Genomic DNA, 25,776 nt, shown 5'->3' on the forward strand with positions numbered 1-25,776 from the left:
CTCCCCTGCTCATGCCACGCGGATCACGCCCATCATCCCGGCCGCCTGGTGCTCGAGGATGTGGCAATGGAACATCCAGTCTCCGGGATTGTCGGCGACCAGGGCGATTTCGACCTGCTCGCGCGGCGCGATCAGCACGGTGTCCTGCCATTCACGGAATTCGGTCCGAACGCCATCGCGGCTGATGACGCGGAAGGAGTGGCCGTGCAGGTGGATCGGATGGTCGAACGCCGTGGCGTTCGTCATGTGGAGGACATGGCTCGCGTCGCGCTCCAATGTCAGGAAGGGATCGAGCATGTGCCCTTCGGCCGCAACGCCATTGACGAACCACATGCCGCCGCCCACAACGCCACCCATCATTCCGCCCATCATGCTGCCTGACTGGCTCAGGCCCATCTGGCGCTCGACCATTGCTCCCATCATGCCCCCGGTGAACAGGATTTCGTGACGACGGGCCGCGTTCAGATCAGGTTCGACAAGCGGATTGGCTGGAAGGGCAATTTCCCATTCCGGCGGCGCGGCACGCAAGGGCGTGTCGTCAAAGACGACATCCAGCAGGTTGAATTCATTATCGCGATAGGCGCGGTCGACGATTGGAAGCGTGGTTCCCGGGTCGGCAGGGCAATCGAGCATTATGTCGGCACGCATCGCCGGGCCCAGAACCACGACACCGTCAGGCGCGGCGTGCGGGGTGATCGGCTGGCCGTCGAGCGCAATGATGCGCGCGGAAAGGTCGCCGAAGTCGAGCGCGAAGATGCGGGCGTTCGCGGCATTGATCAGCCGCAACCGGATACGTTCGCCTTGCCGCACCACGAAGACATCGGGAACACGCCCATTTATCGTGACAGTATTGCCCAGACGGCCCGCATGGCTCATGTCCATGGCTGCGCCGAAGTCATCCGCAATCGCCGCGTCTTGCGTCAGCCGCCAGTCGTCAAGCAGCCAGGTGACATCGCGATCGACCCGCGGCGGGTTGGATTCGTCAATGATGAGCGGTCCGGCCAGCCCACGTCCGACCTGCTCGAAACTGCGCTGGTGGGGGTGATACCAGAAGGTCCCGGCATCGATCGCGTCGAACTCGTAGATAAAGGTTTCTCTGGGTGCGATCGGCTTCTGCGTCAGGTGTGGAACCCCATCCATCGCGTTCGGCAGACGAAGTCCGTGCCAATGGACGGTGGTTTCCTCGTCCAGACCGTTTGTGACGACGATGCGCAGCCGATCGCCTTGCCGAACCCGTAGCTCCGGGCCGGGAACCTGACCGTTGAAGCCCCAAACGGGGGTTGCGGGATAAGGTTCTGGGACCAGCCTTGCCTGTCCCGGCGCGGGGCGCAGCGAAAAGCTGCGGATTTGCGGCTCGGCGCGCAGGGGCTTTCCGAAAGCCGTGGCGCCGATACCCGCCAAGGACGTTGCAAGAAATGATCGGCGACTGAAAAGGGAATTGATTTGGTAGGACATGGATGAACACTCTCTGATTTCACTGTACGCCGCCAAAGCAATTGCGTGGCGACGTTCATGGATCCGCGCAAACGCCCATTTGAGGGCGTCCGGCACGGGGAAACACACGAAGCGCAATCAGGCGCCGTGTGTCAGATCAGAGGTAGACCCGAGGAGGTTGCTTGGCCGGGGGGCCAGATATTCCGTGCGGAGCGTCCATTGGCTGGATTTCATGGGCCGCGGCGGCAGCGATCGGGCTGGTACCAGCCGGAATCGAAAGAAGAGCGACCATTCCCGCGGCATTGCACACAAAATCACAGACGGAACCCATCTTACCGTCTTCCAAGCTGCCGCAGGCATCACAATCGTCCATCGCCATCATGCCGCCGTCCGTGGAGACCATTGACGAGGCCATGGCATTTGAGCCCGCAGACTGCGCGACCGCGCCGATGGCAATAGCCACCAGAGAAAGAATGCCGATAAGGCGGGCCCAACGTCTCATGATCTTGATCTACTACCCGCGCGATCCGAATGCCAGCGGCACAAAATCACGTTTCTTGGAACATCCAAAAATTGACTCGTTCAAATCCTCGGCCAACCGACTTGTTGCAGCGGCAACCACCTGCCTATGACCGCTGGGCAAACGCCGCGAACAGGGCAAGCGTGCGCTCGCTCACATGATGCTCGATCCCTTCCGCGTCGCGTTCAGCCGTCTCGGGGTCGAGCCCGAGGCTCAGGAGAAACCGCAAGACGATCTCGTGGCGGTGTCTGCATTCCTTGGCAAGCGCCCGGCCTTCCTCGGTCAGAAAGACCGAACGGTATTTCGCGCGAGTGATCAGGCCGTCCCGCGCCAGACGGCCGAGGGTTTTGGCGACCGTCGGCGCGGTAACGCCCATCCGGGCCGCGATATCGACCGGTCGGGCTTCGCCGTTCTCGTGGATCAGCTCAGCGATCAATTCGACATAGTCTTCCGCCACTTCGCTGCGCCGCGCTTCGCGCACACCGATGAAGGCCTCGGCGCGGGTTTCAACCGCGCGCGCCTCTGCCTGCGTTGATTCATGGTTCTCATCGTTCGTCATGCCGCCACCCTCGCACGATCGGGATTGACTCGTAAAGCCTAAGCGATGATTATTAGCCGAAGCTAACTTTTTGCGCCGGGACTTTGGCCTGCGTGTCATTTGAAGGGACCACGTCCATGCCTGCCGATACCAGCAAGCGAGGGCGCGATGTGTCGTCCGCCGTGGAGACATCTCGGCCCACAGCGCCACCTGCGATGGTCACGGAGCCAGTATCGGCGTCGCGACGCGCGTTGTTGGTCGGCGGTCTAGTGGCTGCCGGCGGAGCGGCCGTGGCCGCGAGCCGCGCGCAATCCCAGGCAACGCCCGACCCGATGGCGGGGCATGCGATGCCCGGCGGGGCGGTCGATCCGTATTCGGCCCATGACAGTGGCATGGCGCATGGCAACATGACGATGGTCGGCCAGGTCGACCACGCCCGGAACGGGTTCGACCCGACGGCCATGCTGACCGACTGGGAGACAGGCCAGACCGAAGTTCTGCCGGATGGGCGCACGTTACGAACGTTTGAGGTGGACGTCATCGACGTGGAGATCGAGATCGCTCCCGGCGTTTTCTTTCCCGCCTGGACGTTCAACGGCCGCGTTCCCGGCCCCGCCCTGCGCGCCAAAGAAGGCGAACGGCTACGGATCGTCTTTCGCAACCTCGGTTCACACCCGCATTCCATGCATTTTCACGGCATTCACTCGGCGCGGATGGACGGCGTTCAAGGCGCCGGGCTGATCGATCCGGGTGAGGAGTTCGTCTATGAGTTCGATGCCAAGCCCTTCGGCTGTCATCTCTATCACTGCCATGCCCTGCCGCTGAAACGGCACATGCATAAGGGCATGTACGGACTTTTCGTGGTCGACCCTGATCCGGCGCGCCACCCCGAACTTGCGGCAATCGCCGCGTCGCGCGTGCTGGGCAGCCCGGAAAACGCCGAATGGCAGGAACTGGCGATGGTGATGAACGGCTTTGACACCAATTTCGACGGCGAGAACGAGGTCTATGCCGTCAATACGGTCGGCCAAGCTTACATGAACGCGCCTATCCGGATCGACAAGTCGCGCCCGGTCCGTATCTACCTCATGAATGCGACCGAGTTCGACCCGATCAACTCGTTCCATCTGCACGGCAATTTCTTCGACTACTACGAGACCGGTTCGCAACTCACGCCGACCCTGCGCACGGTCGATGTGATCATGCAGTGTCAGGCGCAGCGCGGCATCCTCGAGTTCAGTTTCGCTGACCACGAGGATGGATTGTACATGTTCCATGCCCATCAGGCCGAGTTCACCGAACTAGGCTGGATGGGATTTTTTGACGTGCGGGAGGCCGGAGCATGACCGATCAGACCGAACAAAGCCGCCCGCCAATGACCCGCCTGCTTCTCGTTCTCGTGCCGCTGGCCGTCATGCTGGGGGCTTTCGTGTGGATTGCCTCGCTCGATCCGCTGCGCGGCTTCAACAATGGCGCGCCCCCGGTCGAGGCGTTGACGGTCGAACGGACGATCCTCGATGGGTCGGGGATTTCGCTCAGTGTGCGCGCCGGCGGATCGGAAGCAATGGTGGTCGCGCAGGTCGCAGTGGACGACGCCTACTGGACCTTCACGCAGGAGCCCGCGGGGCCGATTGCCCGCGGCGAAGCGGTCTGGTTACGAATTCCCTATCCGTGGGTTCTCGGCGAGGCCCATCACGTCAACCTGCTGACCAACACGGGCGCGACCTTCGGGCATGAGATCGGGGTCGCCGTCTCGACGCCAAGTCCCACCTGGGGTCAACTTCGACTTCAGGCGGTGATCGGGGCGATCGTCGGCTTGTTGCCGGTGGCGCTTGGCCTGATGTTCTATCCGGCCATGAAGGGCGTCGGGCGAAGCGGGATGAACTTTCTGCTGGCACTGACGGTTGGGTTGCTGGCCTTCTTGCTGATCGACACCCTATCCGAAGCAATGGAGCTGTCGGCAGAAGCGGCCGCAATATTCCAGGGCTCCGCCATGGTCTGGCTCGCGGCGCTGGCAAGCTTCCTTTTGCTGATGGCGATCGGGCGCTGGCGCGGCAACCCGGAGGGCATTGCGCTGGCGTTCTACATCGCCCTCGGGATAGGGCTGCACAACTTCGGTGAAGGGTTGGCGATCGGCGGTGCATTCGCCGCAGGATCGGCAGGGCTTGGCACTTTCCTCGTCCTAGGCTTTGCCTTGCACAATGTCACCGAGGGCATCGGCATCGCCGCCCCGATGCTTCGTGCCCGGCCAACGCTTTGGACGTTTGCCGCCCTGACCCTGCTCGCCGGTGGCCCGGCCATCCTCGGAATGTGGGCGGGCAGCCTTGCCTATGCGCCGCAATGGTCGGCATTGGCACTCGCCGTCGGAGCGGGTGCTATCCTGCAAGTCATGGTCGAGGTCAGCGCCTACCTTGTACGTCAAAACGCCGACAGGCAGGCGGCGCTGATGTCACCAGCCGTACTGGTCGGGTTTCTGGGCGGCATCGCCTTCATGTACGCGACGGCGGCATTGATCAAGATCTGAGCGGTGATCGGCTGTTTCGGCTTCATGGGGCGGTCGCCCAACTCTATAAACTGACCCCGTCTGTCCACGGGGAGATCGCAATTTTCGTGCCCCAGTTTGTGCGCCCAAGAGACTTATTCTTTCGTGATTTCGAAATGAAGAATTTGAGGCTAGAGCGACTAGAGGATCCCACAGATAGGTGAAAACACTGCAAATCCATCTGACTACTATTGCTGAGCCGCGCGTCGAAATAGACTGTCTCATATTTTCATTCTGTCACGATTCAGCGCCTCCGTTGAACTATCAACAGATGTTACGCACCAAAACGAGTGCTTCTGTAGAGGTGTTTCATGGCATCGCCCGCCACATGCGGAAACGCCCTTGTCCGGTCACCTCGCGGATCAGGTCGCGCGTTTCCATCCAAGCAAGGTTGCGCTGGACGGCGCCGCGGCTGGCACCGGTCAGGGTCTCGGCCATTGGGGCGGAGACGAGGGGCCATTCGGTCAGCACAGCGCGCAATGCAGGTGGTGTCCTGCCAGAGAGCGGGGCCATCATGGCTTCCGCCCGCACTGACCATGCCTGGATATCGTCGAGGTGCCGCATCGCGGTCAGGCATGCTGTTTCCATTCCCTCGAGCCAACGCTCCAAGCGCTCAGCAGGTGGGCCACTGGCGCGCAGCCCCCCTGCCCCGCGCATAGCCAGAGGCGCAAAGATGGCCCCGCGATTCGAATTCGGGCCTTCGCTCGCGGCAATGCGTGCGGCGGTAACCGCTGCTTCCGTCCGGTCGCCCTGTTGCCTGAGGCCCGCAAGGTTCCAGAGGTGAAACCCCATGCAGGCGCGTGTGATCGAGTGCAGGTCGGCGGCTTGCGCCATCAGGTCAAGCCAACCGACCGCGCGATCCGCAAAGGGCTCGGCTTCATTGGCCATGTTTTCAGGGTCACGGCGATCGAGGAAAGCGGATAGGTCCACCTCTGGGCCGGGACCGCCTGTCAGACGCCGCACCGCCCATCCGACACGCGCGAGTGCTGCGGTGTCGTCCTGCACACCCGACAGGCGCATGGATATCCAGAGTGCCAGCCGATCCGGGCCAATTCGGTCGCCCACAAACCAGCTGAGGTCTGCCGCCTCCATCAGCGCGAGCCTATGCCGCCAGCCCTCCGGGCCACGGTGCAGACGGTCATCCAGCGCGCCAATCCGGCCCGCCACACGGGCGAGACGGGCGGCATTGCCTGCCTCTGCCTTCCGCCAGTCGTCGAGGACTGCGGTTTCACGCAGCTCTGCCCTCGGTCCGGGCGGCAGATAATCCGGCTCCACTTCCATCGGACCGGGCAGGAACCACAGATCGTCCTCAGACGTCACTTCAAGCCCCTCCGCATCCACTAGAGGATCATCAACACTATCATACTGCGTAGTTACTTGAGGCTTCATATGTGCAAAATACGGCAGTTTTGCAGTTTACCCAAGTGTTTTGTCAGGGTGCGCCTGTACACCTTATATAGCACGCGCGCGCGGTGGTCTGCGAGATCTCTCTGATCGCGCTCAGCGTATGAAAACCAAGGGGTTTTTGATGAGCAGCACCACAGAGAGCGCCCTTGCATCTGTTTACAAACGGTCGTTTATTGGCGATATATTAAATTGCAAACGGCCCAGTTTCATGCCCCTGATTGGCTATGCGCGCGTCTCCACCGAGGATCAGACCCCCCTGCCCCAGTCTGAGGCACTGCAGTCTGCGGGATGCGCCGAGATCTTTGAAGAGCACGCCTCGGGCGGCAATCGCGCGCGGCCCGTGCTTGCACGTGTGCTGGAGCGGATTGGCAAGGGCGACACGCTGGTCGTCGTGCGGATCGACCGGCTTGCGCGGTCTTTGTCGCACCTACTTGAGGTGATCGAAAGACTGGAGGGCAAGGGGGCGTTCTTCCGCTCGCTCCAGGACCCGATCGACACTGCCTCGCCCCAGGGCAAGTTCACGTTGCAGGTTCTGGGCGCTGCGGCTGAGTTCGAACGCGCCCTGATCCGCGAGCGTACCAAAGCCGGACTTGCCTCGGCACGCTCAAAGGGCCGCGTCGGCGGCAACCCAGGTCTTCGCGCCAAGGACCCTGAAGCGCTGCGCAAGGTGCGGCTGGCGCGACAGGACGGCTACATGGAGCGCTTGAACGAAACTGCGCAGGATTGGGTGCCCCATGTGCGCCGTTTGCGCTCCGATATGGCTTGGGAAGACGTCCTGCGGATCATCAATGGCCCCCTGCCCCATGATCGGCGCTGGACGCAAAGCCGCCTGCTCCGCGCCGTGAAGGCATACGTGGCGGACGGATTCCTGCCCGCTGAAGTGCTTGGACGCGCTGGACGTCGCGATACCGACGATCGCCTGCCTGCGATTGTCGCCGCAATCAAAGGTGCTGACCCCGAGATCACCTTGCAGGCAATCTGCGACCGACTGGAATCCATGCGTGAGCGCACCCCTCGCGGTCGCACCAGCTGGCAGCCTTCCTCAGTCAGAATGCTGCTGGAGCGTGCTGAAAAGCTGGGGCTCCTCTGAGGATCACACTTGTGTTGGCCTAACCGATTGCCACTAAATCTAGAAAGTGCTTGCACGAATCTGGTTGGTCGGGCAATAGTCTCGAGAAATAACGCGCGGTCACATAAAAAACGCGCCCACGGATCGGGGCAGACATGAGCGAAGTAGAGCAGGATCTAGACATCGCCATCGGGCACTACGCGGAACTTCTCGCGTCGAACCTGCATGCTCAGCGCGCTGCCCACTTCCCGCCGGATGCAAAGAAGGTGATGCGCACTTTGACTAGCGGCGAAGCTGCTGAACTCCTTGGCGTCGATCATACCTATCTTCGTAAGCTTCATCGAGAAGGAAAGATCGTTGACGTCGAGACGACGGCTGGAAGTCATCGCCGCTATACCCTCGACGATATATGGGAAATCCGTCAGACCCTTGAAGGAAATGCAAAGAAGTCTGGAACTTACGTGCCTGGACGTCGCGACGGTGACGAGCTTCAAGTCGTTTCAGTGGTGAACTTCAAGGGCGGTTCTGGCAAGACGACGACGTCTGCTCACCTCGCTCAACGCTTGGCGCTTAAGGGGTACAGGGTTCTTGCGATCGATCTCGACCCTCAAGCATCCCTTTCAGCTCTTCATGGAATCCAGCCGGAACTTGACCTTATGGAGGGCGGGACCCTCTATGATGCCGTTCGCTACGACGATCCGGTTCCGATCGACGAAGTGATCCGCAAGACCTACATCCGCGGCCTTGATCTCATCCCGGGCAACCTTGAACTCATGGAGTTCGAGCACGAGACGCCTGCTGCTATCCAGCGAGGAGGAGCGAAGGCGTTCTTTGCGAGAGTTCATGATGCTCTCGACAGTGTTGAAGCAAACTACGACGTTGTTGTGATCGACTGCCCGCCGCAGCTTGGTTTCTTGACGATGTCAGCACTTTCCGCGTCCTCGGGTGTTCTCGTGACGGTTCACCCGCAGATGCTTGACCTCATGTCGATGTCCCAATTCCTGCGAATGACTGCGGATCTCCTGGGAGTGATCAGGGATGCAGGCGCAAATCTGCGCTTCGATTGGCTGCGCTTTTTGCCAACGCGATACAAAGTCGGCGACGCGCCACAAACCGAAGTCATCGCTTTCATTCGCGGGCTGTTTGGGAGGTCGGTCCTTACCAATCACATGGTTGAATCGACCGCAATTTCTGATGCCGGCTTGACCAAGCAAACGCTCTACGAAGCTGACAAAAGGGACTTCACGCGTCAGACGTTTGATCGTGCGATCGAATCCATGAACGCAGTCAACGATGAGATCGCTGAAATCATCCAGAACACATGGGGGCGGAATGGCAAGAAAGCCTAAACTCGGCCTGCCGCTGCAGACCCTTCGCAACGCTCCTGACGCTCTTGAAGGGCGCCGACTGCGTGGCGGTGTATTTGAGATCGATCCGGCGCAGATTGTTACCGAAGGACGGTTGGATGACAGGCTTCAGATTGAAGTTGAGGGCCTGAAGAACTCTATCTCCAAGAACGGTCAGCGGGTGCCTGTTTTGGTCCGCCCACTGGAAGGCGATCGCTACAACCTGATCTATGGCCGCAGGCGCCTAGAAGCATGTCGCGAACTCGGCATCAAAGTTCGAGCCATCGTCACGGAAGTTGAGGGTGATCAAGCGCTTCGAGATCAGCTTCTCGAGAACCAAGAGCGTCGTGATCTGAGCTTTATTGAACGTGCGCTTGTTGCAACGGCGCTTCTGGACGGTGACCATTTGGAAGGGGCTGAGCGCACCAATCGAGGTGTCGCCGAAGTCCTTAACCTCCACGAAGCTGGGGTTTCACAACTCTTGAGTGTCGTTCGGACAGTCGGCGAGGAACTCATCCAGGCAATTGGTGCAGCTCCTGGGATTGGTCGCCCAAGATGGGAAGAACTCAAAAAGGCCTTGGGTGCCTACGACGGTGATCGAGACCAACTGCAAGCCGCAGCTCATACAGCTAAGTCCGAAAGTTCCGGCTCGGTCGATGAGGTTTCTGATCGTGCGTTTCTCGCAGTTCTGGAAGCTGCGAAGAGCGCGGAGAGAAAAGCAAGTCCGCCTCGCAAGGGCGCGCCTGCTTTGGCGATCCCCGGTGTCGGAGCTGCGACAGTCAAGACCGGTCGCCAAGGCAAGCAGCTAAAACTCGATCTGACTACGGATGAACCTGAATTTGTCAGCTGGTTGGAGGGCAATGCCTCAAAGCTGATTACCGAGCTTCATGAGCGCTGGAAGCGTTCAGAAGACTGAGGAAGAGCAACCAACAAGAAGGAGGCACGATACAGGCAAAAAAGAAAAAGGCCCCGAGAAGCTAGCTTCACGAGACCTTTGTAAGGTTTCGCACCGGGATCAGCCCGCTACAAAATCTCAGTTTTCGCACTTCTGAATGTAGCGTTCTGGCCCCTACCCCGCAAGCGCAAAGCGATTCGCGGGCCGTAGAAATTTTGCCTTCGTGAACGTTTTCATGGATTACACACCGATTTCGCCGTTTATGCGGCCGATCTCGCACGCGCATCTGCGCGTGATCGAGCGACCCGAGGCATCTGTCCCGGGTAGACCCGTCAACAAGTGGGAACTCCTGCGCGAGCTCTCGAAGGCGCAAGCGGCCTTCGGCGTGTCAGAACGTGATTTGACTGTTTTGCAGGGGCTCCTCAGCTTCTTTCCAAACGATGCACTTGGCGGGAACGCCGAGATGGTAGTCTTCCCCTCGAACAAGGCGATCTGTGAGCGCCTGAATGGTATGCCCTGCTCCACGATGCGTCGTCACCTCGCGCGTCTTGTCGATGCTGGTTTGCTCCAGCGGCGTGATAGCCCCAATGGAAAGCGCTACGTTCGCAAGCACGGCGAAGAGCGCGTCGCCTTTGGCTTCGATCTTTCCCCGCTCTACTGCCAATCCGAGGAGATAGCACGGGCCGCAGAGGCCGTACGTGAGGCTGAGGAGCGCGTCAGGCGTCTGAGAGAGGTTGTAAGCCTCATGCGGCGTGATCTCGCGGCTCTCGCGGAGTTCGGAGACGAGATGCAGCCAGGCCTAGGCATCTGGGACCAGCTTCGTGACAAGGCTATCCTCACAGCGCGCGCGCTTCGCCGCAAGCTTTCAATTGAGGATCTCGTGGCCTATCGAGCCGATCTTGAAGCTCTCCTCGACCAGGCACGCAACATCATTGATGGCTCTGGAACAGAAGAAATGAACACCAATGATGCCCGATCTGAGCGTCACCATCATAATTCAAATAAAGAATCTATAGATCTTGAACCTGCTTTAGAAAAAAGCGGGGCGGCGGCCGGCGTGCCAGATGTGGACAGGGATGAGCCCGTGGCTGACGTCGATGAACAGGACACAAGACACCTGCCAAAGATCCCGCTGCACCTGGTGATCGCGGCATGTCCCTCGCTCAAGACCTTCTACCAAGGCGAAATCCGGCATTGGCACCAGCTTTTCGATGCGGCATGCCATGTGCGACCAGCCATGGGGATCAGTGCATCTGCATGGGAAGAAGCGCAGCGGTTCATGGGTCCGGAGCAAGCGTCGATCGTTGTTTCTGCCATGCTGGAACGCTTTGAGGACATCAGATCGCCTGGTGGATACTTGCGAGCTCTAACTGCCAAAGCTGCGGCCGGTGAGTTTTCCTGTGGGCCGATGGTCATGGCATTGATTGGGCGACGATCTGCAGCTTAACAGCTGTTAAGGTTGAGAGACTGCGTACTGTTCCGCCACATCGGAACTGACGACTTAACAGCTGTTAAGGTCCTGTCTCGGGAGCGTCAGAATAAGAGAGGGAAAGGTTTGTTGGTTTGAGGGATGACGGGAAATGAGATCGGAAGAGTGGCTTCCGGCGCCCGTCGTGGAGAAGATCTGATGGCGAAACCTGCCCAGAAAGTCACCCTGTCCCCGTCCCGGGACATTCCCTTCGACAAGCTCGTGCTGAGCCAGTCCAACGTCCGGCGCATCAAGGCCGGCATCTCGGTCGAGGAACTGGCCGAAGATATCGCCCGCCGCGGGTTGCTGCAGAGCCTGAGCGTTCGGCCCGTTCTGGCGGATGATGGGTCCGAGACCGGTAAGTTCGAAATCCCCGCTGGCGGTCGGCGCTTCCAGGCCCTGTCTATCCTCGTGAAGCAGAAACGCTTGGCCAAAACGACGCCCATTCCCTGCATCGTGCGGGATGCCAAGTCCACGATCCTCGCCGAAGACGACTCGCTCGCCGAGAACATACAGCGCGCTGCCTTGCATCCGCTCGATCAGTTCCGCGCCTTCGTGGCGCTTCGGGAGAAGGGTCAGGGCGATGAAGAGATCGCGGCCGCTTTCTTCGTCACGCCGCAGGTGGTCAAACAGCGCCTGAAACTCGCCGCCGTGGCCCCTGCCCTGCTTGAGCTCTATGCCGAGGATGAAATGACGCTGGAGCAGTTGATGGCCTTCACGGTCAATCCGGATCACGAGCGCCAGGTTCAGGTCTGGGAGGCGATCCGGTCGTCCTGGAACAAAGAGCCCTATCAGGTCCGGCGCATGCTGACGGAAACCTCGGTGCGCGCCTCAGACCGTCGTGCCGCCTTTGTCGGCGTCGAGGTTTATGAGGCTGCTGGCGGCACCATGTTGCACGACCTCTTCCAAGGCGATGACGGCGGCTGGCTGGAAGACCCTGCTCTGCTCGATCGTCTGGTCAGCGAGAAGCTTCAGTCTGAAGCCGAAGCGATTGCGACCGAAGGTTGGAAATGGATCGAGGTCTCGCTCGACCTGCCCTATGGCTACAGCCACGGTTTGCGGCGGCTGAGCGGAGACCCGGCGCCGATGACAGATGACGAAGGCGCGGCCCATGCGAAGCTGCTTGCCGAATACCGGGCGCTTGAAGAGGAATACGAGGGTCAGGATGAGTTCCCCGAAGAGATCGACGCGCGTCTTGGCGCGTTGGAAGTCGCGATGGAGAAGCTCGAGGCCCGGCCGTTGATCTTCGACGATCAGGAGATCGCGCGGGCAGGGGCCTTTGTGACGCTTGGTCGCTATGGTGAGCTTGCCGTTTATCGCGGCTTCGTGCGGCCCGAGGATGAGCCACGGGAAGACGCCGACGTGCAGAGCGGCGAGCAGGCCATGGGCGGGCAGGGCGCCGAGCTTTCCGCGGCGAGCAACGTGGATGGTATCGGCCATGGCACGGTGATCACCTGTGCTGGTCAGGCGCTCGGCGCCAACGTGCCCGACGATGAGGACGATGGTGCGTTGAAGCCCTTGCCTGAGCGGCTGGTCATGGAGTTGACGGCGCATCGGACATTGGCACTGCGCGAAGCTGTCGGGCGCTCACCTGATGTCGCGTTGACGCTGCTGCTCCTGAAGCTCGTCAATGACACCTTCCGGACGTCCAGTTCGGCCGGCAGCTGCCTCGAGGCTTCGGTGCGTCACGTCTACATGTCGGCGCAGGCGAGCGATCTGAAGGACAGCGTGGTGGCCAAGCTGGTGGACGATCGTCATGCGGAGTGGGAGGCCGACCTGCCGCTCGACGACGATGCCGAACTCTGGGATTACCTAGCGTCCCTCGATCAGGCGAGCCGGCTGGCCCTGCTCGCGCATTGCCTCAGCTTCGGGATCAACGCGCTCCATGAGAAGGTGAACCCTTATGGTGCCGGTATCTCCGCCAGCGGTCTGACCAAGCGGATGACCCAGTCCGACTTGGTCGCACAGGCGCTAGAACTCGACATGGTCGAGGCGGGTTGGGAGCCGACGGTCGATACCTACCTCAGCCGCGTGCCCAAGGCCCGGATCCTCGAGGCCGTGCGCGAGGCGAAAGGGGAGGGGACGGCGCAACTCCTCGATCACCTGAAGAAGGGCGAGATGGCGACCGAAGCCGAGCGTTTGCTGAAAGGCAGCGGCTGGTTGCCGGAGGTTCTTCGCCGTCACGATCTGGCGGCACTCGACGGTGTGGAAGGGCAGGGGGCGTCTGAGCCCGTTTCCGGCACCGAGCAGGCCGAAGATGTCGATCTGCCCGCCTTTCTCACTGCTGACCTGCCGGGCAATGAGGCATCGATGATGGCCGCGGAGTGATCTGCGCCATCCGGGGGCGGGGAAACCCGCCCTCAATCACATAAAACCAAATAATATCAATAAGATGAATGCGAAATGACGCATTCAGGATGAGGAATCATGTCTGCAACGATCATTCTCGACACCGCGCCGCTAGGGGCGCTCATTCGCTACACCGACAACAGTCCGAAACCGCCTGCGCGGTTCACGAAGAAGCTCGCGGCCTGGGAACGCTCGAACGGCGTTGGACGTCTCGTCAAGAAGGAGCCGCCGCGACCCTATCCAACCCGGACGGCGCCGGCGTCGTTCACGCTACACGAGGGGAACTTCTCTTCGGGCGGGGTCATACTCGTGACAATCATGCGGACACATTCGGCTGATAGCGCCTTGACCTTCGAGGTCGCTGAGGAACCACAGCCCGGGCAGGTGCGTGTCCTTTTGGATTTCGGCGGTTGCACGGAGTTGCTCCACCTGGCCGAGTCTGTCACGGCTGCCGAACTCTGGATCGCCAGAGAAGGCTATCGCAACGCGCGGCTGGAGATTGTCGGCGAAGAAGGCGCTGGTAGGGCAGGGGGCGCGGAGCTTGCCGCCTGAGCCTATGTAGAACCCGAGGGGCCCGCCAAAGCGCGGGCCTCTCACCCATCACGACCCTGTCCCGCGAAATCGCGGAGCACCATAGGATCCAATCCATCACGGAAAGAGATCTCACCCAAGAGCCTGCCCTGGAGGCTGGCAGCGAAAGCATCAGCGGAACACCAGGCTCCAGTCAGCGGTCGCACCATCCCCCGCTCGCCATTCCCTTCCTTGCCCCGAATCCCGTCTTCGAGATCAACCCGCGAGGGGTCGGACTACGGGCATGCCCGTGCCGCCGGGTGGATTCGGACGAGCCGAACGCACCCGGTGATGTCAGCCAGTCTTCGGGCCTGCGGGGTCCTGTCGCGCGGGGGATGGTCCTCCGCCTCCAAGACAGGAGCCAAACAGATGTCCCGCAAAGATGCTCACGCCTTCGCCGCCTCGCTCGCCGCCACGCTCATGGTCTCGATCGTCGTCTTCCAGGCAGGTGATGGAACCTATGGCGCCGTCCCCGCCGATGAAATCGACGGAGACGAGGTTCAGGTGGTGGGTGAGATCGACCCGTGGGCGTGAAGCCCACGGGGTCGAAGACGGCTCGGGTTCGGAGCAAGGCTCCGATCCGGGCCTTTCGCCTGTCCACCGTTCCGGCCGACCGGCAAAATGAGCCGACGATGGTCGGCATGCCTTTGCATTAAGAAAACAAGCTCGAGCGTCAGCCAATCTGGCTTTGCCCAGACATCAGCGGTCAATTGTAGTGCAATGAATGCAGCTTGAACATCGTCAGGGTTCGTCGGACACTGCGTTGTATTTGGTTCGGGTCACGTCGCATGCTCTACAAATCATTGATTTCCTTATACGGTTCATCGCTTGCGGGTAAATCGGCTCCTGCTGACGACCTGGTTTGGCACTTTACGCCGTCCGAGGATCTGAGGCTTTTTCGCGAGTATGCGCTCGATGCCCTACAGCAGGCAAAAGTATACCTGCTCGACCATTTGGCTGCAGCCTATGCCGATACGCTTCATGACGCAGTCGCCAAACAGGCTTCGGAAACCGGTCTTCCCGCAATGGCCATTCTGGGTGAGGTAAAGCTCCCCGCCGACGTTGTTTGGGTCGAATTTGACGATCGAGAGCTGGGTGTCGCGCGCTTTGAACGGGCTTCACCTGTAACGAGACATGACGACAAACCCATAGGCACCGGTCTACGCGGCTATCTCATCGATGATCGAAACAAGGGCCACTTGCGCATCACGATGTTCCATCGCCGCGAGAATTCCCGTGTCGTCGATCCAATCTGCGCTTTGCTCGTGAAGCGAGCTCCGACAGGCGAGTTGAACTATGACGACGTCGAAGTCGAGTTGAGCCGTTCCATGGTCGATTTCCGTGTGCGTAGCGGAGATACGATGGAAATGATCAACGGTCGGCGAACGGTGCACCAAGTTGAAACAGGCTACGATCTGTTCATCCCCTACGCGCTCTTTGCGATGCTGGTTTCCCCGGACTTGGGTGGCATCATTCCCACGGAAAACGAGACGTACACAGCCAAGGATGCAAAGACCGCTCGAAAGTTCGGGAAGTTCTGGATTCTAGGCGCGCAGAAATCCCATCTTACAATCCGCATTGGTCCGCAGGCCGCGGCTCACATGCAGGAGCGGCAGGCTCGCCTTGAGTTCGAGCGTCAGGTCCAGGACGGGCGAAGCGGCCCTGTTCGCCATTGGGTGAGCGAACATGAGCGTCGCTATCGCAGCGGTAAGGTTGTGTTGGTGAAGGGGCACCACAGAGGGCAATTGCCTGCGCCTAATCTGCCAACGCGTGTGATGGGACCAAAACCCGAGGCAACGATTTTCGAGTTGGACGCAGTTGATCCGTCCAACCCAGACTGAACCCGGAGTTTTCCATGCAGCCATGTTGTCCGCCGTCAATCTATCGCCGCCACATGGAAGAACAGCCCTAGTTTCCGGCCGTGACCGGACCAGGTCGGCGCCAAAAGCTCAGGGTACCGGAAATCCGACGATACCGGCGCACAAGTGGTTTCCACTCTCCCAATCAGTTCGGCCCGGAAGTGGTCCATACCGTGGCGATGGCTTCCGCCTTGGTGCAACCTTTCGCCATCTGCCAATCCGAGACCGTGGAGATTGACCTGGCGACTTTCTTCCGCATTTTCTGCAGAGCGTTGGGCGACAATGTCCCGAGATCGAAATCAGCCGTTGGTCCGGTTCCTGTCCTGAATATTCCGGCATCGATAGCCCGTCTCGGCAAGGCCCTGCATTCCCCTGCAGGGAAGGGCAAGAGGGCGAGAGCCGGTGATCGACACTTGCGCCGCTGGTGGGGTGCTGGGCTTTGGGTCAAACAGTCCGATTGGCAAGGGGACATGGTCTGGCATGGGCTCCCCGCATCTCTCTGTCTCCTGGGCCATCCCTTCGACTGACAATCCCCTAATCCCGTTCGGTCTCCTGCGCGCAACCCCGCGTCAGTCCGGGCCGTGTTGGCCGCCTTTGGCGTCCTGCCCGCTCCACCCCGGTCCTCTGGGGGTGTCCGGTGTCCATGTTGTCCACCGTGCACGCGTCACCCGACGGGCTTTTTCAGGGTCTTGTCGAAGGGACGGTCCCGAAGACAGGAAACACAGGAGCTTATCATGCAGAACATCGTCATCCTCGCCGGCAACATCGGTCAGACCCCCGAAGTCCGCACCACCCAGAGCGGCACCAAGATCACCAACTTCAGCCTCGCCACCTCGCGTCCCCGCCTCTCGGAAGGCCGTGTGATGCGCGACGAGAACGGCTACCGGGTCATGGACACCGAATGGCACCGCATCACCTGCTTCAACGGTCTCGGCAAGACGGTCGCCGAGCATTGCGAAAAGGGGATGAAGGTCCTCGTCCACGGCCGCATCCACTACACCAAGTGGATCGACAGCATGGGGAACGACCGCTACGGCTGCGAGATCATCGCTGAGAAGGTCGACTTCCTGAGCCGCCCGAAGTCGGCCGAGAACGAAAACCCCGAGCTGGTCGACCGCGACGACGAGATCCCGTTCTGAGGAACGGGGTCTCCCCCTTCGGGCCCGGCGGGTTACCCCGCCGGGTTTGCCGGATTGCCGCGAGGCGGTTTGGAGCCCATCTTTCTGATGCTGCACCAAGCGAAAACTCCCTCTAACCTCAGCATGCCGACACTGGACATCATGGAGAAAGATCATTTGATCTTTCTAACGACTTCGGTCCTTCCGCGCTCTCATTTTTGTTGGTGATGTCGGTACATGGTGTTGCATTGCTTTGCAGCAACACAACCAGTAGTATTGCGCCTGATTAGGAGTGACAGCAGATGAAATTGTCCAGGTTCAGAGTTTCCAATTTCCGGTCCGTGTCTGACAGCGGTTGGCTTGAGGCCGACGACGTGACAGCGCTGATTGGGGTCAATGAGTCTGGTAAGACGAATTTGCTGCTGCCACTTTGGAAGCTCAAGCCTGCCCAAGACGGTGAGATCCAACCGACGTCTGACTATCCGAAAACGATGTTCGGAGAAATCCGCAATGCGCCGGGCGACTATCACTTCATCGAAGCCGAGTTCGATACGGGTACTTCCGGCGCTGCCATCGCGCAAGCCGCAGGTATTTCGGCTGAGATCGCTGAGACTGTCCGCGTCACGCGCTTCTTCGACGGTCACTACGACATCGAATTTCCAAAGCACCAACGGATCACCACCGTTACGCGGGAGTGGCTCGCGGGCAAGCTAACTGGGGCCGCAGGCGCAGTTGAAGCTGCGCAGGCTCTCAAGAAGGAAGCCGAGCTGCAGCCTCAGTTGGTTCAAGGCCTCAGGGCCACCTCTGATGCGCTGCCCGACACGGAGAACCTTGGAGCGGTTCAATTGCGCGCGGCCATCAAGGCAGTCGATGGGCTAATACCCGAAGAGCCAGCAGAGACCAGCGTTATTGTCCCGTTGGTAAGGCAACTGGCATCAGAACTAGGCGACCAGCTCCGCGTGCTGATGACACCGCCACCGGGCCGTGTCGAAGGCGTTGAAGCAGTAGTCGTGAACGCAATCCCGCCATTTGTCTATTACTCCAACTACGGCAACCTCGATTCAGAAATCTACCTGCCGCATGTTGTTGAGAACCTCGTGCGACAGGATTTGGGGGCGAAAGAAGCCGCAAAGGCGAGAACGCTGCGGGTGCTGTTCAGCTTCGTACAGTTGGAGGCAAAGGAAATCCTAGAACTTGGACGTGACTTCAAAGAGGTGAATGGCCAGAATCGAGAGCCAACCGCAGATGAGATTGCCGCCATCGCGGAGCAAAAACGGACGCGCTCAATCCTGCTGCAATCCGCGGGCGCAACTCTGACCACTCGCTTTCGGGATTGGTGGAAGCAAGGCGATTACCGCTTCCGTTTTGAGGCGGACGGAAATCATTTTCGTATTTGGGTTGCTGACGACCGGCGTCCAACTGAGGTAGAACTTGAGAACCGAAGCACGGGTTTGCAGTGGTTCCTGAGTTTCTATCTTGTCTTCCTTGTCGAAAGCCGAGGCGACCACAAAAAAGCGGTGCTCCTCCTCGACGAACCAGGTGTGTCGCTGCACCCGCTTGCCCAACGTGACCTCTCTGCGTTCTTTGAAAGTCTGTCCCAGACCAACCAGATCATCTATACATCGCACTCGCCCTTCCTGGTCGATGCGGATCGACTTGAGAGGGCTCGTAAAGTCTATGTAGCGGCGGACGGCACCACGAAGGCGACACCAAATCTGCGACATAGCGAAGGCCGGGATGAGCAGGCGGGCGCGGCGTATGCCGTCCATTCTGCACTGAACCTGAGCGTCGCTGAGAGCCTACTTGTTGGTTGTCGGCCCGTGCTGGTCGAAGGCCCGTCGGATCAGCATTACCTGACTGCAATCAAGGCTCTCTTGGTCTCCGGCGCGAAAATTACGCCCAAACGTGAATTGGTCTTCCCACCCTCTGGCGGAACGAAGACAGCGCGTGTAGTGGCCAGCATCCTCACTGGTCGCGACGAAGTTCTGCCGATGATGCTGCTCGACGACGATGGTCCTGGCCGACAGATGCGCGCCAACTTGGCTCAGGGTCTGTATGCGGAAAGCCCGGACAAGGTGCTTAACGTCGCAGCCCATGTCGGCTACGAGCGTGCCGAGATCGAAGACCTGATACCATTTGACATCATCGCCGACGAACTGGACCGAATGGAACGCGAACCTGACGTTAGGTTCGCGGACGTTGTGCAGGCAGGCCTGCCAATTGTGGGCCAGATCGAAGCCTGGGCACAGGCGCAGGGCGTGCAACTTGACGAACATTGGAAAGTGCCGCTGTCGATCAAGGTCAAACAACGGATGCTGACACGGGGATTGAACGCGATCCCGCCGGATGTGGTGGTTCGGTGGGTCGGGTTGTTCGAGGCATTCTCGCCGCAAGACGCACCGTAGTGGTGCCTGAAGGCGCGCGTGGTAAGTGCAAAAAAGCTACCTTCGGTTCGAAACAACATGAACACCAGCTTGGTCCCGTATTGCTCGAACTTTTTTAAGAGTGAGAGGCGAGCCGGTTTCCCGGTGACAGGTTGAGGATTGGGAGAGTGGCTCCCGGCGCCTGTCACGGAGGAATGCCGATGGGTGTTGTGGAAGTTCTGGATCCGGTCGCACCGGCGCGGGCTGGTGGTTGGAAAGTAGATGTGAGCCGGGGCGAGCGGAACGGGCGGGTGTCGTCCGAATGGTTTAACCGGCCGGATGACGAGCGGTATCTGTCGCTCGACGATCTCTGGACCAATGTGAAGGGTCGGTCCGAGCGCAGCCGGAGCCGGGTGGTGCAGACGGCAGATATTCGCGTCGAGGCCGCGCGCGACAGCGCCGAGCGATTGCGTCTGGTCTTGCCGCAAGCGCAGGAACCCGTAGCGCCCACACATTGGGCCTTCGGCCAGCTCGCCAGCATTGTCGGCGCTCCGGCCTCCTACCTGCGGCAGCTGCCTGCTCCTCTGGCGGGGATCAACCTGCAATACGGTTTGACCAACCACCGCGCCGAGCAGGTGAAGACCTTCGAGACCGAGGATGGCCGCACGGAACTGCGCGCGGTGACCGGTCCCGACTACGGCCGCATCCATGACTTCGAGCTTGTCGAGGCAGTGCAGCGCATCGCGGGCAATGGCACGGGTGACACGCGCTGGAAGGTGCCGGGTGTGCTCGACTGGTCGACCGGGGTCTACAACCCCGATGTCGAAATCAGCCGCGACACGACCACGCTCTACGCCTCGGACCGCGACGTCTTCCTGTTCCTGGTCGACGACCGCAATCCGATCGAAGCAGGCAAGTTACCCGACGGCTCCCCCGATCTCTATTTCCGGGGCTTCTATTGCTGGAATTCCGAGGTGGGCGCGAAGACCCTCGGCATGGCGAGCTTCTACCTGCGGGCGGTGTGCCAGAACCGCAACCTCTGGGGCGTCGAGGATTTCCAGGAGATCAAGATCCGTCACTCGAAATACGCCGCTTCGCGCTTCGCCCATGAGGCGGCCCCGGCGCTGACTCGGTTTGCCAACTCCTCGCCGCAGGGGTTCGTGAATGGGATCAGGGCAGCACGGCAGCAAGTCGTGGCGCGCAGCGACGAAGACCGTGCGGATTTCCTGCGCAAGCGCGGTTTCTCGAAAGCCGAATCCGGCAAGATCATCGAGAAGGTGCTGATGGAGGAAGGCCGCCCGCCCGAAAGCATCTTCGATTTCGTGCAGGGCATCACGCGGCTTGCGCGCGACAAGACCCAGCAGGATGCACGCCTCGACATGGAAGGGCGCGCCAAGAAGCTCCTCGACCGGGTCGGCTGACGCCGGACCCGACATCGCGACCGCCCTCACTTGCGGCGGTCGCGCTTTCCCCTTCCACATGCATGCCAATCGCCCCGCCCCGAGAGGGCAGGGAGCTTCGGCGCGCGCAATTCAGCGAGACTCCCATGACCCCCCAGGAAGAAACCGTCATTCTCGAGGCCCGTGACATCCTCGGCCGCTACCTCAGCCAGAACCCGGTTATCGACAGCTGGCAGGCGCTGATGGACTATTGTGCGTTGACCGTTCGAGGTCCGATCGAGCGCTTCCGCGTCCTCTACCTCGACCGCAAGAACCGGATCATTTCCGATGAGCTTCTCTCGACCGGCACGGTCGATCACGTCCCGGTCTATCCGCGCGAGGTGATCAAACGGGCGCTGATGCTGAACGCCAGCGCCCTGATCCTGATCCACAACCACCCGTCGGGCGACCCGACACCGTCGGAGGCCGATCTCGGCATGACCAAGGAGATCCAGAAGGGGTGCAGGTATCTCGGCCTGACGCTGCATGACCACATCATCGTAGGTGCCGGGACGGAACTGAGCCTGCGGGCCCTGGGCAAGCTCTGACGCGCCTTGCGAGCCTGCCGCCGTCACCCTTCCGAGGAAGAGGGCGGGGGTTTGGTCTTTGACGGTTTGAAGCGGGGAGAGAGGCTCTCCGCACCGTCGGAGATATGCCATGTTCGACCTGCCTCTCCAAACTCAGCCGGAAACGCAGAAAACAGGTTTGCCGCCGAGCTTCCCGACCGCTTTTGCAGATCAAGATTTGCCGTTCGCACTCACGACGGCTTGCCATACGCCCGGGGCTCTCATGTCCGGGCAGGCACACCCCAAGGTACTGGCGCGGTTTGCCACGCTGACCGAGGCCATGCAGGGGGCAATCGTTCAGGCCGAAGATATCATACCTGAAGACGCTCCGCGCCTCCTGGCAATCCTCGATAGGGAGGGCCGCCTCGTTCTGGCCGGCGCTACCTATGATGGCGGGATCGCATGGTGTCACCCGGTCTCGGATGCCGCCGAAGCCCGCGCCGTCGTGTCCGAGGCCAGCCAGACCCGCGCGCAGGCCATGCGGGCGGCCGAGTGGCATGAACATGGCCTCGCGCGACGGCTGCGGCACCACGCCAACGTTCTCGATGCCCGTCTTGTCGATCCGCTCTGGCGTGTCTTCGCGTCTCGCGCCCTGCAGATCGCGGCGTGACGCCCGAGAGTCAGAGAAGGGCAGGGAAGGATGTGAGCCTAGGAGGACGAGAGAGCCTCGAAGTTCAGATCCTTTCCCTCATTCCGGAGTTTCCTATGTCCAAGATCGAACCCACTCTGGCCGCGCCGATGGCGCCGTCCAGGATTGATTTCACCGCCGTGCTGGCCCGGCAGGCCGAGCGCGACGCGCGGATCGCAGCTTTGCGTCCGGCCAACAAGGAGCGCCTCTTCGATGGCCTGACTGCCGCGGGCATCACCCATGTGACCGTGAGCTTTGACGGCTATGGCGATAGCGGCCAGGTTGAAAGCATCGAAGCGTACGCTGGCGACGCCGAAGTCACTTTCCCCAAGACCCAGATCGCCTATGCCGCATTGACCTGGGACGACCCCGAGGTCGAGATGCGGGCGCTTTCGCTCGAAGACGTCGTGGAGCAACTGGCCTACGACTTGCTGTCTGACACCCAAGGCGGTTGGGAAAACAACGACGGGGCTTACGGCGAATTCTGCTTCGACGCGAGCGCTCGCTGCATCCACCTCGAGTTCAATGAGCGCTTCACCTCGTCCGAACTCACCACCCACAATTTCTGAGGGGGCGGCGATGGCACATCCGTATCACCACGCCCTGTCCTCGGTGAAGAAATGGGGCGGCACGGTCGAGGATTTCCTCGCCGTGCATTCCTGGTTCGACCAGAGCAAGGAGATCACAGCCGATTTTCGGCACCGGGCGCTACGCCACCATGCCGAGGGCATCTTCATGGCCGAGACCATCTTCGGCCAGACCCTTACGCTCTCGAGCGGACGCATCATCCCGACCCGGTGGGTCGGCGAGCAGCATGTGAAGGAAGACCTCGGCTTCATCCCGAGCTTCGCCGACTGGGTGAAGGCCATCCGGCCCGAGCCTTGGATGGGTCGGACCGAACGGATCGAGGCACAGGTCGATCCATATCTGGTCTCGCCCGTGGTCGAGGTCACGTGACATGACCGATCCCACTTATCCAAATCTTGGCTTGCCGCCAACCGCTTCGCCACTGGCAGTGGTTCGCGCGGCGGTCCGGGCGCTGCACCCCGACACACGCGCCGTTTGCGGCCTCCGGACCGCGCGCAAGCGTTTCTACCGGCAGATGCTCTGCGCGCATGCCGCACGACAGGCGGCGGGCGACAGTCTCACCGGCTGATCGCCCCCAACCACCCCTTCATTCCAACACAACGCCCGGCCGCCCGGCCGGGTTTTCCCATTCAGGAGGTCCCCATGGCGGATTACTTCACCCATTTCTCATGCCTGATCGACGTCGGCAGCCCCGACAAGGCGGCCCGCGCGCTCGCGCTGTTTCAGGAACTACGCGCTGCGGATCAGGACGCTGACGACCCAGATGTCGCTGGCTTCGATCTCGTGCACCAGGATGCCCCCGAGGGCAGCAGCCTCTGGATCCATGATGACGAACACGGCGATGTCGAAGCCGTCATCCGCTTCGTCTTGCGCCTCGCCGAAGACCTCGACCTCACCGGCCTTTGGGGGTTCCAGTATGCTCTGACCTGCTCCCGGCCGCGGCTCGACGCCTTTGGCGGCGGTGCGCATGCCATTGATCTCGGGGCGCGCAAATCCATCGGCTGGACTGGCAGCCAAGAGTGGCTGGCCGCTGCGCTGAACGGGGAGGACGTTGATGCCTGAGATCATCTGCACCACCGTCTACCAGTTCCCCGAGCTCTCGGATGCGGCCAAGGAAAAGGCGCGCTGCTGGTATCGTGACCTAGGGCCGCACGACGACTGGTGGGACGCGGTCTATGAGGATTTCGAGCGGGTCTGTGAGATCCTCGGCATCCGTCTGAAAACCACGCCCGTCCGCTTGATGGGCGGCGGGACGCGGGCCAAGCCATGCATCTGGTTCTCCGGCTTCTGGAGCCAGGGCGACGGCGCCTGCTACGAGGGCTATTGGTCCTACGCCAAGGGCGCTGCCACGCGCATTCGGGACTACGCCCCGACCGATGCGACGCTCCATGGCATCGCCCACCGGCTGCATACCATTCAGCGCCGGAATTTCTACCAGCTCGCCGCCGAGGCCAACCACCGTGGCCGCTACTACCATGAATATACCATGTCGGTGGACGTCACGCGGGACAGCCCGACCTGGCAGCCGCCGACCGAGGACACGGAAGAAATCGTGGCCGAGGCGCTGCGTGATCTGGCCCGCTGGCTTTACCGCCAGCTTGAGGTCGAATACGACCACCTCACCTCGGACGAGGCCATCGAGGAGGGGATCATCGCGAACGCGTATACGTTTACGAAAGGAGGGCGGCGGTTCGGGTGAGCGCGCTACTTTCGAAGTACTTTCTCGCCCGAACTCTTGATTTGTACGTCAATGTGGCGTACATGAAGGATTGAAAAACAGGAGGCGACCATGCTTGGTTTCCACGACACCACGCGCGCGATCGATGAGCGCAACGAGGCCCGGATGAATTTCCGGACGAAGCCGCGCATCAAGACAGCGATTCAGCAGGCGGCGGCGCTTTCTGGCGTCGACGATTCCGTCTTCACCATGAATGCCGCCTACCAGGCGGCGCTGGCAACGATTGCAGCGCATGAACGGACGGTGCTGCAGCCGGTCGATCATGACGCGTTTTTCTCGGCACTCGATACACCGGCGGCGCCGACAGACGCCTTGCGCTCGGCCTTCCGTCGGCATGGCAAATCGGTTGTGTCACAGTAGATGGCTGCATCACAACCGGCCTCTTACATCATTGAGCCGTTCGATCCAGTGAGGCATGATCGGGCGGCTTTTTCTTGCGGCGTTGAACAGGTCGACAACTACTTTCAGAAGACGGCCAACAAGCTCGCCAAGGCGGACAACGTCCGGCTCTATGTGATGGTTGATCCTGCCGGCACGGTTATCGGTTTCTATGCTCTCAATGCGCACGCTGTTCATTTTGAGGATTTACCTGCAAAGTTCGCGCGGACACGTCCGTCGCACGGCAACATCCCGGCCGCATACATCTCGATGATCGGGCGTGATCAGAAGTTCAGTGGGGGCGGGAATGGCGGCGATTTGCTTGTCGATGCGCTCCGCCGGATTGCGGTTGCCGCAGATGCCATCGGCGTCGCTGTAGTCATGCTCGATGTTCTTGACTGTGGCGATCCCGACCGCGTGGCCCGCCGCAAGGCGCTATACGAAAGCTACGGCTTTCTGCCGCTCGCATCGAACCCGCTGAGGATGTTCTTGCCAGTCAGCGTTGTTCGAACGCTCATCGCTGAAGAGTAAGCCGTGCAGACGAAGGACGCGGGGCTCACCGAGCTGGCCGGGCTCGGACAGGCGGTTGACCGAGGTTGAAGTCCTGAAGGTCCAATCTGCCAACCTTTAGGTTGGCAACTACGCTCGGTTTGCCAAACCGCGGTATGGCAGAATCTCCGTCAGTCCGGAGCCAGCCAGTGCCGTGCTCACTTGTTCCCGTCGATCCACTTCGACATCAGCCCCTTGTCGCGAAAGCACTCGTCAGGGACAGCGCGCCGTTTGATCCGCGCGAGCTTCTCCGCGAAGGCCACCTGCTTGGACGTGGGCAGTCGGTCCATGTCCGATACCGGCTTCAGCCGGGCCTGTGCCTCGATCCAGGCACTTAAGGACCGTCGATTCTGTTGAACCTCCCATGGCAAAACCGTCTGGTTGCGCTGTGCGATGGCGCGCGCATAGGCGA

Annotated in this window: 26 protein-coding genes; 21 read left to right on the plus strand and 5 right to left on the minus strand. The window is 60.8% G+C overall.

The genetic code is table 11. The features are described 5' to 3' along the window. Window positions 1-9: 9 nt before the first annotated feature. The 3 genes from OS124_RS0104590 to mntR all read right to left on the minus strand — a co-directional run bounded on the left by OS124_RS0104590 (window position 10) and on the right by mntR (window position 2,513). The gene (locus OS124_RS0104590) at window positions 10-1,455 is read right to left on the minus strand and encodes a multicopper oxidase family protein (RefSeq protein ID WP_029375169.1); all 1,446 of its coding nucleotides are present in this window, start codon (window positions 1,453-1,455) and stop codon (window positions 10-12) included. A gap of 136 nt (window positions 1,456-1,591) precedes the next feature. Further along, window positions 1,592-1,936, minus strand: coding sequence for a hypothetical protein (locus OS124_RS0104595; RefSeq protein WP_010138183.1), 345 nt, complete (start codon window positions 1,934-1,936; stop codon window positions 1,592-1,594). Between the two features lie 124 nt (window positions 1,937-2,060). Further along, a complete protein-coding gene (mntR, locus tag OS124_RS0104600) occupies window positions 2,061-2,513 on the minus strand; it encodes a manganese-binding transcriptional regulator MntR (protein WP_010138184.1) in 453 nt (150 codons plus the stop codon). A 269-nt stretch (window positions 2,514-2,782) separates the two neighbouring features. Between mntR and OS124_RS0104605 the strand changes: the two genes are divergently transcribed. Together OS124_RS0104605 and OS124_RS0104610 are read left to right on the plus strand one after the other, a co-directional pair. Continuing rightward, window positions 2,783-3,838, plus strand: a complete 1,056-nt coding sequence (locus OS124_RS0104605) for a multicopper oxidase domain-containing protein (protein ID WP_237708074.1) — start codon at window positions 2,783-2,785, stop codon at window positions 3,836-3,838. Then, window positions 3,835-5,016 (plus strand): metal transporter, encoded by a 1,182-nt coding sequence (locus OS124_RS0104610; protein WP_009573578.1) that lies wholly within the window; start codon window positions 3,835-3,837, stop codon window positions 5,014-5,016. Before OS124_RS0104605 ends, OS124_RS0104610 begins: the two co-directional genes overlap by 4 nt. A gap of 327 nt (window positions 5,017-5,343) precedes the next feature. Here the strand turns inward: OS124_RS0104610 and OS124_RS0104615 are convergent, their stop codons facing one another. Then, window positions 5,344-6,423 (minus strand): hypothetical protein, encoded by a 1,080-nt coding sequence (locus OS124_RS0104615; RefSeq protein WP_029375171.1) that lies wholly within the window; start codon window positions 6,421-6,423, stop codon window positions 5,344-5,346. Window positions 6,424-6,649: 226 nt separating this feature from the next. Between OS124_RS0104615 and OS124_RS0104620 the strand changes: the two genes are divergently transcribed. The 19 genes from OS124_RS0104620 to OS124_RS0104725 all read left to right on the plus strand — a co-directional run bounded on the left by OS124_RS0104620 (window position 6,650) and on the right by OS124_RS0104725 (window position 25,346). Further along, a complete protein-coding gene (locus OS124_RS0104620; protein ID WP_010138187.1) occupies window positions 6,650-7,531 on the plus strand; it encodes a recombinase family protein in 882 nt (293 codons plus the stop codon). A 134-nt stretch (window positions 7,532-7,665) separates the two neighbouring features. Then, the gene (repA, locus tag OS124_RS26415; RefSeq protein ID WP_029375172.1) at window positions 7,666-8,859 is read left to right on the plus strand and encodes a plasmid partitioning protein RepA; all 1,194 of its coding nucleotides are present in this window, start codon (window positions 7,666-7,668) and stop codon (window positions 8,857-8,859) included. Then, a complete protein-coding gene (gene repB / locus OS124_RS26420; RefSeq protein WP_010138191.1) occupies window positions 8,843-9,772 on the plus strand; it encodes a plasmid partitioning protein RepB in 930 nt (309 codons plus the stop codon). The genes repA and repB overlap by 17 nt, the downstream gene beginning before the upstream one ends. 214 nt (window positions 9,773-9,986) lie before the next feature. Next, entirely contained in the window at window positions 9,987-11,198 is a 1,212-nt protein-coding gene (gene repC, locus OS124_RS26425) for a plasmid replication protein RepC (protein ID WP_083834534.1), read from the plus strand. 180 nt (window positions 11,199-11,378) lie between these two features. Further along, the gene (locus OS124_RS0104655; RefSeq protein WP_010138193.1) at window positions 11,379-13,547 is read left to right on the plus strand and encodes a ParB/RepB/Spo0J family partition protein; all 2,169 of its coding nucleotides are present in this window, start codon (window positions 11,379-11,381) and stop codon (window positions 13,545-13,547) included. A 99-nt stretch (window positions 13,548-13,646) separates the two neighbouring features. Continuing rightward, window positions 13,647-14,120 (plus strand): hypothetical protein, encoded by a 474-nt coding sequence (locus tag OS124_RS0104660; RefSeq protein ID WP_010138194.1) that lies wholly within the window; start codon window positions 13,647-13,649, stop codon window positions 14,118-14,120. A 387-nt stretch (window positions 14,121-14,507) separates the two neighbouring features. Next, on the plus strand, window positions 14,508-14,672 hold the full coding sequence (locus OS124_RS27290) for a hypothetical protein (RefSeq protein WP_010138195.1): 165 nt from the start codon (window positions 14,508-14,510) through the stop codon (window positions 14,670-14,672). 254 nt (window positions 14,673-14,926) lie between these two features. Continuing rightward, on the plus strand, window positions 14,927-15,979 hold the full coding sequence (locus tag OS124_RS0104670) for a hypothetical protein (protein ID WP_029375175.1): 1,053 nt from the start codon (window positions 14,927-14,929) through the stop codon (window positions 15,977-15,979). 752 nt (window positions 15,980-16,731) lie between these two features. Continuing rightward, on the plus strand, window positions 16,732-17,136 hold the full coding sequence (locus OS124_RS0104675) for a single-stranded DNA-binding protein (protein WP_008335991.1): 405 nt from the start codon (window positions 16,732-16,734) through the stop codon (window positions 17,134-17,136). Window positions 17,137-17,417: 281 nt separating this feature from the next. Further along, window positions 17,418-19,520: an ATP-dependent nuclease gene (locus OS124_RS0104680; RefSeq protein WP_010138199.1), complete on the plus strand. Its 2,103-nt coding sequence runs from the start codon at window positions 17,418-17,420 to the stop codon at window positions 19,518-19,520. Between the two features lie 179 nt (window positions 19,521-19,699). Further along, complete coding sequence (locus OS124_RS0104685; protein WP_029375176.1) at window positions 19,700-20,899, plus strand: hypothetical protein; 1,200 nt, start codon at window positions 19,700-19,702, stop codon at window positions 20,897-20,899. A gap of 125 nt (window positions 20,900-21,024) precedes the next feature. Continuing rightward, the gene (locus OS124_RS0104690) at window positions 21,025-21,465 is read left to right on the plus strand and encodes a JAB domain-containing protein (RefSeq protein WP_010138201.1); all 441 of its coding nucleotides are present in this window, start codon (window positions 21,025-21,027) and stop codon (window positions 21,463-21,465) included. 109 nt (window positions 21,466-21,574) lie between these two features. Beyond that, on the plus strand, window positions 21,575-22,093 hold the full coding sequence (locus tag OS124_RS0104695; protein ID WP_010138202.1) for a hypothetical protein: 519 nt from the start codon (window positions 21,575-21,577) through the stop codon (window positions 22,091-22,093). Window positions 22,094-22,188: 95 nt separating this feature from the next. Then, a complete protein-coding gene (locus OS124_RS0104700; protein WP_010138203.1) occupies window positions 22,189-22,680 on the plus strand; it encodes a DUF6878 family protein in 492 nt (163 codons plus the stop codon). Window positions 22,681-22,690: 10 nt separating this feature from the next. Further along, complete coding sequence (locus tag OS124_RS0104705) at window positions 22,691-23,068, plus strand: DUF6915 family protein (RefSeq protein WP_010138204.1); 378 nt, start codon at window positions 22,691-22,693, stop codon at window positions 23,066-23,068. Between the two features lie 273 nt (window positions 23,069-23,341). Then, window positions 23,342-23,761: a hypothetical protein gene (locus OS124_RS0104710; protein ID WP_029375177.1), complete on the plus strand. Its 420-nt coding sequence runs from the start codon at window positions 23,342-23,344 to the stop codon at window positions 23,759-23,761. Then, window positions 23,754-24,398, plus strand: a complete 645-nt coding sequence (locus tag OS124_RS0104715) for a hypothetical protein (RefSeq protein ID WP_010138205.1) — start codon at window positions 23,754-23,756, stop codon at window positions 24,396-24,398. Before OS124_RS0104710 ends, OS124_RS0104715 begins: the two co-directional genes overlap by 8 nt. 90 nt (window positions 24,399-24,488) lie before the next feature. Beyond that, on the plus strand, window positions 24,489-24,797 hold the full coding sequence (locus tag OS124_RS0104720; RefSeq protein ID WP_010138206.1) for a type II toxin-antitoxin system TacA family antitoxin: 309 nt from the start codon (window positions 24,489-24,491) through the stop codon (window positions 24,795-24,797). Next, entirely contained in the window at window positions 24,798-25,346 is a 549-nt protein-coding gene (locus tag OS124_RS0104725) for a hypothetical protein (protein ID WP_010138207.1), read from the plus strand. It begins immediately after the preceding gene. 176 nt (window positions 25,347-25,522) lie between these two features. Here OS124_RS0104725 and OS124_RS0104730 read toward each other — a convergent pair. After that, on the minus strand, window positions 25,523-25,776 hold a 254-nt coding region (locus tag OS124_RS0104730; RefSeq protein WP_010138208.1), incomplete at its 5' end, for a hypothetical protein.

It is taken from the genome of Oceanicola sp. S124, assembly GCF_000220565.1.
Lineage (GTDB): Bacteria > Pseudomonadota > Alphaproteobacteria > Rhodobacterales > Rhodobacteraceae > Pseudooceanicola.

Bases quoted from the DNA above. Each gene is read 5' to 3' on its own strand.
- OS124_RS0104590 (WP_029375169.1), bottom strand. From the start codon at position 1,455: ATGTCCTACCAAATCAATTCCCTTTTCAGTCGCCGATCATTTCTTGCA.
- OS124_RS0104595 (WP_010138183.1), bottom strand. From the start codon at position 1,936: ATGAGACGTTGGGCCCGCCTTATCGGCATTCTTTCTCTGGTGGCTATT.
- mntR (WP_010138184.1), bottom strand. From the start codon at position 2,513: ATGACGAACGATGAGAACCATGAATCAACGCAGGCAGAGGCGCGCGCG.
- OS124_RS0104610 (WP_009573578.1), top strand. From the start codon at position 3,835: ATGACCGATCAGACCGAACAAAGCCGCCCGCCAATGACCCGCCTGCTT.
- OS124_RS0104615 (WP_029375171.1), bottom strand. From the start codon at position 6,423: ATGAAGCCTCAAGTAACTACGCAGTATGATAGTGTTGATGATCCTCTA.
- OS124_RS0104620 (WP_010138187.1), top strand. From the start codon at position 6,650: ATGCCCCTGATTGGCTATGCGCGCGTCTCCACCGAGGATCAGACCCCC.
- repA (WP_029375172.1), top strand. From the start codon at position 7,666: ATGAGCGAAGTAGAGCAGGATCTAGACATCGCCATCGGGCACTACGCG.
- repB (WP_010138191.1), top strand. From the start codon at position 8,843: ATGGCAAGAAAGCCTAAACTCGGCCTGCCGCTGCAGACCCTTCGCAAC.
- repC (WP_083834534.1), top strand. From the start codon at position 9,987: ATGGATTACACACCGATTTCGCCGTTTATGCGGCCGATCTCGCACGCG.
- OS124_RS0104655 (WP_010138193.1), top strand. From the start codon at position 11,379: ATGGCGAAACCTGCCCAGAAAGTCACCCTGTCCCCGTCCCGGGACATT.
- OS124_RS0104660 (WP_010138194.1), top strand. From the start codon at position 13,647: ATGTCTGCAACGATCATTCTCGACACCGCGCCGCTAGGGGCGCTCATT.
- OS124_RS27290 (WP_010138195.1), top strand. From the start codon at position 14,508: ATGTCCCGCAAAGATGCTCACGCCTTCGCCGCCTCGCTCGCCGCCACG.
- OS124_RS0104670 (WP_029375175.1), top strand. From the start codon at position 14,927: ATGCTCTACAAATCATTGATTTCCTTATACGGTTCATCGCTTGCGGGT.
- OS124_RS0104675 (WP_008335991.1), top strand. From the start codon at position 16,732: ATGCAGAACATCGTCATCCTCGCCGGCAACATCGGTCAGACCCCCGAA.
- OS124_RS0104680 (WP_010138199.1), top strand. From the start codon at position 17,418: ATGAAATTGTCCAGGTTCAGAGTTTCCAATTTCCGGTCCGTGTCTGAC.
- OS124_RS0104685 (WP_029375176.1), top strand. From the start codon at position 19,700: ATGGGTGTTGTGGAAGTTCTGGATCCGGTCGCACCGGCGCGGGCTGGT.
- OS124_RS0104690 (WP_010138201.1), top strand. From the start codon at position 21,025: ATGACCCCCCAGGAAGAAACCGTCATTCTCGAGGCCCGTGACATCCTC.
- OS124_RS0104695 (WP_010138202.1), top strand. From the start codon at position 21,575: ATGTTCGACCTGCCTCTCCAAACTCAGCCGGAAACGCAGAAAACAGGT.
- OS124_RS0104700 (WP_010138203.1), top strand. From the start codon at position 22,189: ATGTCCAAGATCGAACCCACTCTGGCCGCGCCGATGGCGCCGTCCAGG.
- OS124_RS0104705 (WP_010138204.1), top strand. From the start codon at position 22,691: ATGGCACATCCGTATCACCACGCCCTGTCCTCGGTGAAGAAATGGGGC.
- OS124_RS0104710 (WP_029375177.1), top strand. From the start codon at position 23,342: ATGGCGGATTACTTCACCCATTTCTCATGCCTGATCGACGTCGGCAGC.
- OS124_RS0104715 (WP_010138205.1), top strand. From the start codon at position 23,754: ATGCCTGAGATCATCTGCACCACCGTCTACCAGTTCCCCGAGCTCTCG.
- OS124_RS0104720 (WP_010138206.1), top strand. From the start codon at position 24,489: ATGCTTGGTTTCCACGACACCACGCGCGCGATCGATGAGCGCAACGAG.
- OS124_RS0104725 (WP_010138207.1), top strand. From the start codon at position 24,798: ATGGCTGCATCACAACCGGCCTCTTACATCATTGAGCCGTTCGATCCA.